Annotated in this window: 9 protein-coding genes; 4 read left to right on the top strand and 5 right to left on the bottom strand. The window is 60.5% G+C overall.

Going from position 1 to position 10,374, the window contains the following annotated elements:
• Window positions 1-110: 110 nt before the first annotated feature.
• Window positions 111-389: a hypothetical protein gene (locus AC1D1B_RS09195; RefSeq protein ID WP_477331346.1), complete on the top strand. Its 279-nt coding sequence runs from the start codon at window positions 111-113 to the stop codon at window positions 387-389.
• A gap of 234 nt (window positions 390-623) precedes the next feature.
• Entirely contained in the window at window positions 624-878 is a 255-nt protein-coding gene (locus AC1D1B_RS09190; protein WP_477331345.1) for a hypothetical protein, read from the top strand.
• Between the two features lie 394 nt (window positions 879-1,272).
• Here AC1D1B_RS09190 and AC1D1B_RS09185 read toward each other — a convergent pair whose 3' ends face one another.
• The 3 genes from AC1D1B_RS09185 to AC1D1B_RS09175 form a co-directional block, all read right to left on the bottom strand.
• Window positions 1,273-1,929, bottom strand: coding sequence for a hypothetical protein (locus AC1D1B_RS09185; protein WP_477331343.1), 657 nt, complete (start codon window positions 1,927-1,929; stop codon window positions 1,273-1,275).
• A 562-nt stretch (window positions 1,930-2,491) separates the two neighbouring features.
• A complete protein-coding gene (locus AC1D1B_RS09180) occupies window positions 2,492-4,015 on the bottom strand; it encodes a recombinase family protein (protein ID WP_477331341.1) in 1,524 nt (507 codons plus the stop codon).
• A gap of 54 nt (window positions 4,016-4,069) precedes the next feature.
• The gene (locus AC1D1B_RS09175; RefSeq protein WP_477331339.1) at window positions 4,070-4,411 is read right to left on the bottom strand and encodes a DUF2147 domain-containing protein; all 342 of its coding nucleotides are present in this window, start codon (window positions 4,409-4,411) and stop codon (window positions 4,070-4,072) included.
• A 444-nt stretch (window positions 4,412-4,855) separates the two neighbouring features.
• On the opposite strand from AC1D1B_RS09175, the gene AC1D1B_RS09170 reads away from it, so the two are divergent.
• On the top strand, window positions 4,856-5,122 hold the full coding sequence (locus AC1D1B_RS09170; RefSeq protein WP_025583692.1) for an SEL1-like repeat protein: 267 nt from the start codon (window positions 4,856-4,858) through the stop codon (window positions 5,120-5,122).
• A 374-nt stretch (window positions 5,123-5,496) separates the two neighbouring features.
• Entirely contained in the window at window positions 5,497-6,618 is a 1,122-nt protein-coding gene (locus AC1D1B_RS09165; RefSeq protein ID WP_477331337.1) for a branched-chain amino acid ABC transporter substrate-binding protein, read from the top strand.
• Window positions 6,619-6,678: 60 nt separating this feature from the next.
• On the opposite strand, the gene AC1D1B_RS09160 is transcribed toward AC1D1B_RS09165, so the two are convergent.
• Window positions 6,679-8,640, bottom strand: a complete 1,962-nt coding sequence (locus AC1D1B_RS09160; RefSeq protein ID WP_477331335.1) for an acetyl/propionyl/methylcrotonyl-CoA carboxylase subunit alpha — start codon at window positions 8,638-8,640, stop codon at window positions 6,679-6,681.
• Between the two features lie 42 nt (window positions 8,641-8,682).
• The gene (locus AC1D1B_RS09155) at window positions 8,683-10,290 is read right to left on the bottom strand and encodes a carboxyl transferase domain-containing protein (RefSeq protein ID WP_477331333.1); all 1,608 of its coding nucleotides are present in this window, start codon (window positions 10,288-10,290) and stop codon (window positions 8,683-8,685) included.
• Window positions 10,291-10,374: the final 84 nt, after the last annotated feature.

Raw genomic sequence — 10,374 nt, 5'->3', positions numbered from 1 at the left:
TGGTCAACAAATGGCAATGTCGGAGGAGTAAGCAGTAGGCTTGTTCGCTCACCATTGTGCAGTATGGTCCTACGAAAGTCGCCATATGCCATATGGGGAAGGAAGTCTTGATGCAGTTCACCTTGAACAGTTCGCGGAGAAAAGACGATAGCCGAGGGATGACCCATGAGGGCACGCTGCGGCTCGCCGGGATGGAATGGTTTGGCGGCAAACTCGTGTTGTCGGCGAACGGATCAAACAACGATGCCAAGGCCTTTGGTCAACAAGACGGACAAACGGATTTTCAGCTTAGTTTGCAGCTCGATGAGGAGACCCTCTCCAATATCCTGATCGCGATCGCCAAGCGAAAGGAGAATGGCTCTGTGAGGCTGACGAAGCGATCGAAATGAAATAGTGGGCTGCCCCGCGTCGCAGCGATCAGGTTCGTCGCTCGCACAACAAAAGGCGACCACCTCAGAGCTCTGCAGAAGGATTTTAACTCCGTCTCGCTCACCTTGGGTCTCTCACGCAACGCGGCTATTCTCTGCGCTAACGGAGAGGCGTTGGTAGTCGCTCTTTTTTCCTGTTCAAATGTGTGAAACATCGGCTGTCGGCAATAATGCCAATGATTGGGAGCCGACAGAATGACACACTTCAAGATCGTGTTTTTTGATAGCAGAGGCCGGGTTGTTGCGGAGCGCACCATCCCCTGCGAGAGCTACTGGGATGCATGTCAATGGGGGTGGAAAAATATGCCCTCAAGAGCGGAAGATTTTCACGCCGAGGAAGCCTCGTACGACGAGCGGGTGGAGGAGTCCGAGCGGGAGAATGACCTGATAATTCTGAGAGCTTTTCACATTCTCAGGAAGCGGGCTGGGCTGACCAAAGGTCTGACGTGAGTGCATTTGGGCGTCGGCCTCGCGGCCCTGTCTATTCAGCGAAAAAAGGTGGGGGCAAGGACGCACGCCTTATAGCGAGCCCGACAGCCGACTTCAGGTTATCGTCAGGTAAGCGATCGGAGAGGCTTCGCCTATACCGATAGAGGAGCCTGACGGTACTGAAGCTGCGGCTAAGGTGAGACAAAAGAAATGATCATCAATGATGACCATCAATCTTGTCTCCAAGGCCTGTCTCAAAAGCGAAGCTGGCAGGGCGGTCGGTTGTCCCATGAACGGCGAAGCCGTCTCACGTATGGGTTTCCGACTGCGGGCCGCCAGTTATCTCCTCGACGAGATCTGACGCGCCCCCCAGTTACCTCTCGTCTATAGTATAGCGACGACCAGTTTCTTTGACTTAGAGGTTGCTAATGGACCTTGCGTGGTACCAAACCGCCTGCTTGGACATGCCACTCAGTCGAACGATCTCAGCCTGCGTTCTGCCCTCGGCCAGTAATGCCCGCACGGTATCCCGAGCCTTGGGTTTCTTGACGGCTCCCGCTGGTGCCTTCAGGAACTGGGCGAGAAACTCAAGTCCATCTGGGGTTACCAAGGTTCGGAGCCTCTGCACGCCGTTCGGTCCGTAATGAATGGATATCAGGAGGCCATCGCTTATCGCCGCTCTGGTGGCCACTGCTTCATGTCGGTACTCCGGGTTCCTTGCTGTCGGGTCGGTCACCATGGGCACCATGCGCCAAGCGATGCGTCGCTCGACAAGCCCCTTGCGCTCCAGCAGGGGGATCAGTTTTCGGACGCTGGTGTTGATGCCATAGCGTTCCCGAAGGACAACCAAGGCCTTGGATAGTGACAGGCAGCCGGTGACGATCTCGCCAGTGATGACGTTGAAGATTTCTCCGCGAGCAAGGATGGGCCGAACGCACCCGGCTTTGTGGCGGACACTCTCGGCGATCACCTCTGCGGCGGTCAGTGAGCGACCGCCACGGGCAACGGCTGCTGATTTGTGTTGCTTGATCCACCCCTTGAGGCCGGGCGTGGGCGTGGTGTGCATGGTCATAGGGATGGAATGCCTTTCTTCGGGCCGTACGGCGCGTTGGGAGTCGGTTGGCTGAGGTTGGCAGTTAGACAGCTGGCCTGGGCTTGACGCTTCTCAGGCCGCGCTCTGGGTTCAGGCGGCGTTGCCGTCCCGAATGGCCCTTAGTTCATCGACCGAATAGCGGCGGGTGAACCAGTCAGGCATTGGGGCTCGGGTGTCTTTGGGACGTCGGGTGCCCTCGGCGACAAGCTGCAATGCTGCTCAAGATGCAGGAGGGGGTGCCCGTAAATCGTGAGGGGCAGGTAGTCGCCGCAGGAAAGCGTTCTACCCCTCCGTATGGCAACCTAATGAACGGCCTCTATGCCCAGTATGGGCCCCTAATTAGCTCACACAAATGAGCGTCTTCCACGTGCAGTATGGAAGGGTATTGCGGCAGAGAAGGAAAGAAATTTTCCCGTTCTATGTCCCAGATGAGAGGGTAATTATTTTGTTCTAATCGCCGGTACTTTTGGGAGTGTTTGAGGAAAATTTTTCTCATCACGCCCTAAGCGACGGAGGTTCTATGTACAATATGAGTACCTAATTATCCCGGCTCGCCGGTGCTGTCGAAAATAAGCGTGTGGCTGTAGCCGCTTCGCATGGTGACGACCGCCCGCCTGAGGGTCTTGCTGTCGCTCTCAAGATCGATGCGCTTCACGAGGTTGGAGATAAGCCCTTGGGCTCCCTTCCGGTCCTCCTTGGCCAACCGCCTAATCTCGTCCTGATCCATCTCGAAGTCGATAACAGCCGCCGCGCTCTCACTGTACCGCGCGTCATTCTCGCGGATGGCCACGATCTCCCGCCGCTTCGCCTCTATTTGGCGGGCCAGTTCGTCGGCCTTCCCCAGCAGGACCTTGCGGACATCGGCGGTTTCAGCCTCGGCGATACCGGCGAGGACATTGGATTGCTTGGCCTCAAGGGCACCTATGCTCTCCTCAAGTTTCCCTGCGAGGTCGGGGGCCGTCTGGTCCTGCGGTACAGGAACAGCCAAGAAACCAATCCGGTCAATGAACTCCCGCTCAAACTGGTCGTATCGCCAGTTAGGCGCGGTGCAGTCCGTACTCTTGAACGTCTTCCCGGTGCAGGTGAAGTAGCCCCACCCCACACCACCTTTCTTGGAGGACGTGAGGGCCATTGAGGAGCCGCAGTCGCTACAGTAGACCATGCGGGAGAACAGGTTTGACGTATTGCCTACCTGTCTGCTGTGCTGTCGGGCCTTGGTGCGCTGACGGGTGGCCAGCCATTCGGTCTCGCTGATCAGGGCAGGAAAGTAGCCCGGCACCTCCTCGCCCTTAAGGACAAGGCACCCATAGGCGGCTGGTGAGCGGAGGACATCGCCGACCACAACTTGAGCCCATGAATTCCCTGCGGGCGAGGGGATGCCGCGAGTGTTCAGTAGCTTTGTAATGGCCTGCTGCCCGTGACCTTCCTTAGCAAGCTCAAATATCAGCCGGGCGTCGTCGGCACGGCCATTGAAGCCGTAGGTTTCCCGGTCGATCCAAAAGGGTAGCTTCGCAACCTTGACCCGCCCGACACCACTGGCGACTGCCTCACGGGCCTTCTGTGCCTTGCGGGACCATGCCTCGCCCACCCGATGCGATAGCTTGGCGCTGTACTCATAGGCCGCCTGCATGGACATGAGGGACATCATGAGGCTGGCAAAGTTAGCGCGGTAGTCGTCATAGGTGTGGACCCGCTGGTCTTGCAGGGTCACCAAGGTAAGGCCGGTCTTGAGGAGTTCGGAGAGGACTGGCTGGGCATCCATGGGATGAATGCGCGAGAAGCGGTCGAGGTTCTCCAAGAGGAGGACCGTATCGCTCGGGATGGTCCCGGCCTTCACATCTGCAATGAACTGCCCAAGGCTGGCCTCAAGGTCGAGGTTTCCACCCTTGAAGGCTGACACGCCGTTGTCGACCAATTGTCGGTCGAGGCTTAATCCATGGATTGCACAGAAGGTCTCGGCATTCTTGGTCTGTCGAGCGAGACTGTCACCTTGGGCCTGCTTGCCTGAGGACCAGCGAGCATAGGAAATCGCATTGCGGCCCTTGAGTTCGCGAGGCTGTAGCATGACTGGACGGTCTCCGTTGGTGCCTTGGAGACCGTCCGATATCAGTATGCAGAATTAAAGTCTATGCCAGGTCTGGCTCTTGCAGATCAGCCCACCGAGCACGCAGCCGCTCATCTTCAGCGAGGTGCCCGACAGTGTGGCCTTGCCGGAATAGGTCTTGTCGTTTGCCGGATCGGTGATGTCGCCGGCATATTTGTTGTTCCCGGTCGCCTTGAGCGAACCAATGGTCTTGCCGGCATATTTGCCGGTCTTCAGCGTGATGGAGAATGAACCGCTGCCGCCAATGAGTGCGGTGTCGCCGGCTTGCGTCTTCCAATTGCCTTCGATCGGATCGGCCCAGGCCGCACCCGCCATCATCACTGTAGCCGCCAGGGCCAAGCTCACTTTGCCAAACATATCTGTCCTCCCTGTGGTTTTAGGTGGGGCGCCCGCCTCTCTGCCCCTTACGCAAACGTAAGCTAATCCAGCTCCCGGCAAAACAAAAGCGGGTGCCGTGAGGGAAGGGTTTGCAATTTTCATGAGGGTCGAGAAAGCGCTCAGTGAGCAGGAAATGAAACGATCGAGGCGTTGGCTTTGGTTTCCGTGGTTAGCAGAGTGTTGATCGGTGCCCCACAAATTTTCGTCAAATCCGGCGCGAAACGGCGCCGTTGCAGGCTTTGTATCCTTAACGAATTTCCGCGTTTACTTCTTGTTTTAGCTTTGTTTTCTCCAAATTAAGCACGCCATTTAACGGCGGATTCAAGGCTCGGCTGCATTCTCGAAAGCATCGAAAGAGCGGCTCCCCAGGGGACACCGGGGGACAGAAAAGGCCCGCTCTCGGGAGCCAGACAGGGGACTAAAATGGCACGTTTTGAAATGCTTGAAGCGGGCTTCGGCGCCATGGGGGCAACTGCCCAGGCCGACATTCTTTTCGAACTGGGCATGATGTATGCGACCGGCCGCGATTGCGAGACCGATGTCGTTGCCGCCCACAAATGGTTCAACATCGCCGCCATCAAGGGCTCGATCCGTGCCGCCGAGCTGCGCTCGGAACTGTCGGCTGCAATGTCCAAGGTCGAGATCGCCAGGGCGCTGCGTGAAGCCCGCGAATGGATGACCATGCACTGAGATCTCAAGCAGACTATCGAAACAGGGAAGCCCCGGGGATCAAGACCGCAAAGACGGCCTGAACCGGTATAACAACAAGGCCGCGATAAGACGGCCGGCGACGAAGAACAAGAACGCGACAGGCCGGAATGGTCAAGTCGTGCACAATGGGGACGGAGAGTAGGTTTTCGGGCGCGGGGGCGCTTGGCGACTGCTCCACGAGCAAAAAAGCCACGACCGGCCGGAACAAGGCTGGCGTGGCTTTTTGCGTTGATGAGGCCCAATCGAGTGGCGCCGATGCGCCTAGACAGGCCCAATGAAGGATGAAATTGTCCCGCCTTCTGAAAGAAGCGCGGCCAGAGCGGCTGCGCGCGTGTGGGAGGAGTTCTATCACCATGAAAAAAATGGGTATTTTGAGCGCGGCCGTATTTGGCCTAATGATGAGCGCGCCGGTTGCCTTTGCCGATGACATCACCATTTCGGTGGTCGGCCCAATGACCGGACAGCTCGCCACGATTGGCGATCAGTTCAAGCAGGGCGCAACGGCAGCCGCCGACGCGATCAACGCCGCCGGCGGTGTCAACGGCTCGATGATCAAGCTCGACATCGAGGACGACCAGTGCGATCCCAAGCAGGCGGTTTCGGTGGCCAACCGCATCGTCGCCAACAGCGTCAAGTTTATTGACGGCCATGCCTGCTCGGGCTCCGCCATTCCGGCCTCCGCCGTCTATGCCGAAGCCGGCGCTCTGATGATGAGCCCGTCCGCCTCCAATCCCGAGCTGACCGACGCCGCCGCCAAGGCCGGTTGGCCGACAATTATGCGCCTCTACACGCGCGACGATGCGCAGGGCGCTTTCATGGGCCCGTGGATCGCCAAGAAATATGCCGGCAAGAATGTCGTCATCCTGCATGACAAGAGCGCTTACGGCCAGGGCGTGGCGGATGCCGTCAGGGCAACAATGAATGCCAATGGCCTCAAGGAAATCGACTATGAAGGCATTAATTCCGGCGAAAAGGACTATTCAGCGCTCGTCACCAAGCTGAAGGACCTCAAGGCCGACGTCGTCTATTTCGGCGGCTATCACCCCGAAGCCGGGCTGATCCTGCGTCAGTCGTCCGAGCAGAATGTCAAGTTCCAGCTGATCATGCCGGACTCGATCGCCACGCCGGAATTCTGGCAGGTCGCTGGCCCGGCCGGTGAAGGCACCATGTTCGTCTTCCCTGCCGACCCGCAGGCCAAGCCGGAAGCCAAGGAGGCCGTCGCCAAGATCAAGGCGGGCGGCTTTGTGCCGGAAGGCTTCACGCTGTTCTCCTACGCCGTGGTTCAGGCGTTTGCAGAGGGCGTCAAGCGCGCCGGAACCGACGATCCGGTCAAGGTTGCCGAAGCGCTGAAGAACGGCACGCCGTTCAGCACCGTGGTCGGCGACGTGACCTTCGACGAGAAGGGCGATCTGAAGAACGCCAGCTACGACATCAACCAGTGGCATGACGGCAAATACGCGCCGATCGCGCAGTAATCGTCAAAACCACCGATCGGAAATGGCCGGGCTTGTCCCGGCCATTTTTGTTTAAGCCGGCTATGCAGCCTCTTCGACGAAGCGAACCAGCACCGTCCCGTCGGTGACCTGCGCCCCTTCCGCCGCGATCTCGGCGATCACGCCGTCATGGCTGGCCGAGATCGTGTGCTCCATCTTCATCGCTTCCAGGATCAGCAGCGGCTGGCCCTTGACCACCGCTTCGCCCCTTGCGGCGCGCACCAGTTTGACCAGCCCGGGCATCGGCGCGCGCAGGCTGCCGGAAGCAGCGGCGGCCTCGTCGGTTCGCGCCAGCGGATCCGGGACGAGGAAACTGTAGCCGACCGCGCCTTCGAAAACGGTGACGTGGCCTGGCCAGCGGGCAAGGCGAGGGGCGGCGCGAAGATCATGCGAGTTGACGCTGTCATAGGGCGCGTCCAGCGCCACCTCGAAGCGCCCGTCCGGCCGCACTGAAACGCGTGCCAGTATATCGTCCTCGCCATGGCGTAGCCGCGTGCGCCGCGCAACAGTGTGGAAATGCGCATAGCCGGCAAGCGACGACCACGGATCATCCGATGGCGGCAACGCACCGGCGCCGGCCGCGGCAAGGGCTGCCGCGGCAACGATCTCGCCGCTCGGCGGGGCGACTGCGGTCAGTGCTTCCTGATGCCGGCCGATCAGGCCGGTATCGACATCGCCGGCCGAAAAATCGGCGTCTGCGGCAAGTGCCGCGAGAAAGGCGGTGTTGACAGTCGAGCCGGCAATTTCGGTTTGCGATAACGCTGTGCCGAGCGCGTCGAGCGCCGCCTGCCTGTCCTTGGCGTGGACGACCAGTTTGGCGATCATCGGATCGTAGAAGGGCGAGATCGCATCGCCGGCCCGCACGCCGGTCTCGATGCGCATCGTGGCGCCTTCGGGAGCTTTGTCGGGAAACGCCAAATGATGCAGCGTGCCGGTCGCGGGCAGGAATCCCTTGGCCGCGTCCTCGGCATAGATGCGCGCCTCGAAGGCGTGGCCGGAGAGCTGGATGTCGCTCTGCGTCTTCGGCAGCTTTTCGCCGCTAGCCACCCGCAACTGCCATTCGACCAGATCGGTGCCCGTGACCATTTCGGTGACCGGATGCTCGACCTGCAGGCGGGTGTTCATTTCCATGAACCAGAAGCGGTCGGCCTTCAGCCCTTGCGATGCGTCGACGATGAATTCGATGGTGCCGGCGCCCGAATAGCTGATTGCCTTGGCGGCCTTGACCGCCGCCTCCGTCATCGCCTTGCGCAACGCCGGCGTCATGCCGGGCGCCGGTGCTTCCTCGATCACCTTCTGATGGCGGCGCTGCGCCGAGCAGTCGCGCTCAAAGAGATGCACGGCGTTGCCGAAATTGTCACCGAACACCTGGACCTCGATGTGGCGCGGCTTGTCGACATATTTTTCGACCAGCACGCGGTCGTCGCCAAACGCGGCCTTGGCCTCGCGCCGTGCGCCCGACAGCGCCTCGGAGAAATCGTCTGGATGCTCGACCCGGCGCATGCCCTTGCCGCCGCCGCCGGCGCGCGCCTTGATCAGCACGGGATAGCCGATCTCGCGCGCCTTGGACGCGAGCAGCACGATCTCCTGCGCCTCGCCATGATAGCCCGGCACCACCGGCACGCCGGCCTTCTCCATCAGTCGCTTGGCAGCATCCTTCAACCCCATGGCGCGGATCGAGGCGGCCGACGGACCGATGAAGGTGAGCCCCGCCGCCACCACCTGGTCGACGAAATCAGGATTTTCCGAGAGGAAGCCGTAGCCGGGATGGATCGCTTCGGCACCTGTCGCCAGCGCGGCCGCAACAATCTTGTCACCGCGCAGATAGCTTTCACCGACGGGCGAAGCGCCGATATGCACTGCCTCGTCGGCCATTTCGACATGCAGAGCCTTGGCGTCGGCATCGGAATAGACGGCAACGGTGCGAACGCCGAGCCTGCGTGCCGTACGGATGACCCGGCAGGCGATCTCGCCGCGATTGGCGATCAGGATCTTGGCGAACATGGAGCCTCCAGAGTCAGAACCAGCACTCGCTGACCTTGCATGTCACATCCTGAACACGCCGAAGCGTGTCTCCTCGATTTCAGCGTTGAGCGCGGCCGACAGGCTGAGCGCAAGCACTTCGCGCGTTTTCGCCGGGTCGATGATGCCGTCGTCCCACAGCCGCGCCGAGGAGTAGAGCGGGTGGCCCTCGTGCTCGTATTTCATCAGGATCGGCTTCTTGAATTTCGCTTCCTCGTCCGCGCTCCACTCACCGCCCTTGCGCTCGATGCCCTCGCGCTTGACCACCGCCAGCACCGTGGCCGCCTGTTCGCCGCCCATCACCGAGATGCGCGCGTTCGGCCACATCCACAGGAAGCGTGGCGAATAGGCGCGTCCGCACATGCCGTAATTGCCGGCGCCGAACGAGCCGCCGATGATCATTGTCACCTTGGGCACGCGTGCCGTGGCGACCGCCATCACCAGTTTGGCGCCGTCCTTGGCGATGCCACCGGCCTCATATTTTCGCCCGACCATGAAGCCGGTGATGTTCTGCAGGAAGATCAGCGGGATCTTGCGCTGACAGCACAGTTCGATGAAATGCGCGCCCTTCAGCGCACTTTCGGAAAACAGCACGCCATTGTTGGCGATGATGCCGACCGGCATGCCCTGGAGATGGGCAAAGCCGGTGACCAGCGTGGTGCCGTAATTCTGCTTGAACTCGTCGAACTCGGAGCCGTCGACGACGCGCGCAATCACCTCGCGCACATCATAGGGCTGGCGCAGATCGGTCGGCACGATGCCGTAGAGTTCACGCGCGTCGTGAAGCGGCGGTGTGGGTTTCTGTAAGGTCAGGCTTACGGTCTTGCGCCGATTGAGATTCTTCACAATGCGCCGGCAGATGGCCAGCGCATGTTCGTCGTCCAGCGCATAGTGGTCGGCGACGCCAGACAGCCTGGTGTGCACGTCGGCGCCGCCGAGATCCTCGGCGCTGACGTCTTCGCCAGTGGCCGCCTTCACCAGCGGCGGACCGCCGAGAAAAATGGTCGCCTGGTTGCGCACCATGATTGTCTCGTCTGACATTGCCGGCACATAGGCGCCGCCCGCCGTGCACGAGCCCATGACGCAGGCTATCTGCGGGATGCCGGCCGCCGACATATTGGCCTGGTTGTAGAAGATGCGGCCGAAATGCTCGCGGTCGGGAAAGACCTCATCCTGGTTGGGCAGGTTGGCGCCGCCGCTGTCGACGAGATAGACGCAAGGCAGGTTGTTCTGCAGTGCGATCTCCTGCGCCCGCAAATGCTTCTTCACCGTCAGCGGGTAATAGGTGCCGCCCTTCACCGTGGCGTCGTTGACCACGACCATCACCTCTGTGCCTTCGACGCGGCCGACGCCGGCGACCATGCCGGCCGAGGAAATCTCCTCGCCATACATCGACCATGCCGCGAACTGGCCGATCTCAAGGAAAGGCGAGCCGGTGTCGAGCAATTGCGCCAGCCGCTCGCGCGGCAACAGTTTGCCGCGCGAAACATGGCGCTCGCGCGCCTCATCCGAGCCGCCACGTTCGACGCTTGCAGCCTTGTCCGCAATGTCGGCAACCAGCGCCCGCATACGCTCGGCATTGGCGCGGAAGGTGTCGGAAGAGGGCGAGATCTGGGAGGCTAAAGTGGCCATTGACGAACCTTTTGTGATATCATATTTTAGTATCACTATGGGCCCTCGCCCTAGCCCGAGAGGAGCCGATTACCACGGTATTCA

This window comes from Mesorhizobium sp. P2_C5_2, assembly GCF_056404535.1.
This window is presented reverse-complemented; position numbering and strand designations above follow the sequence as displayed.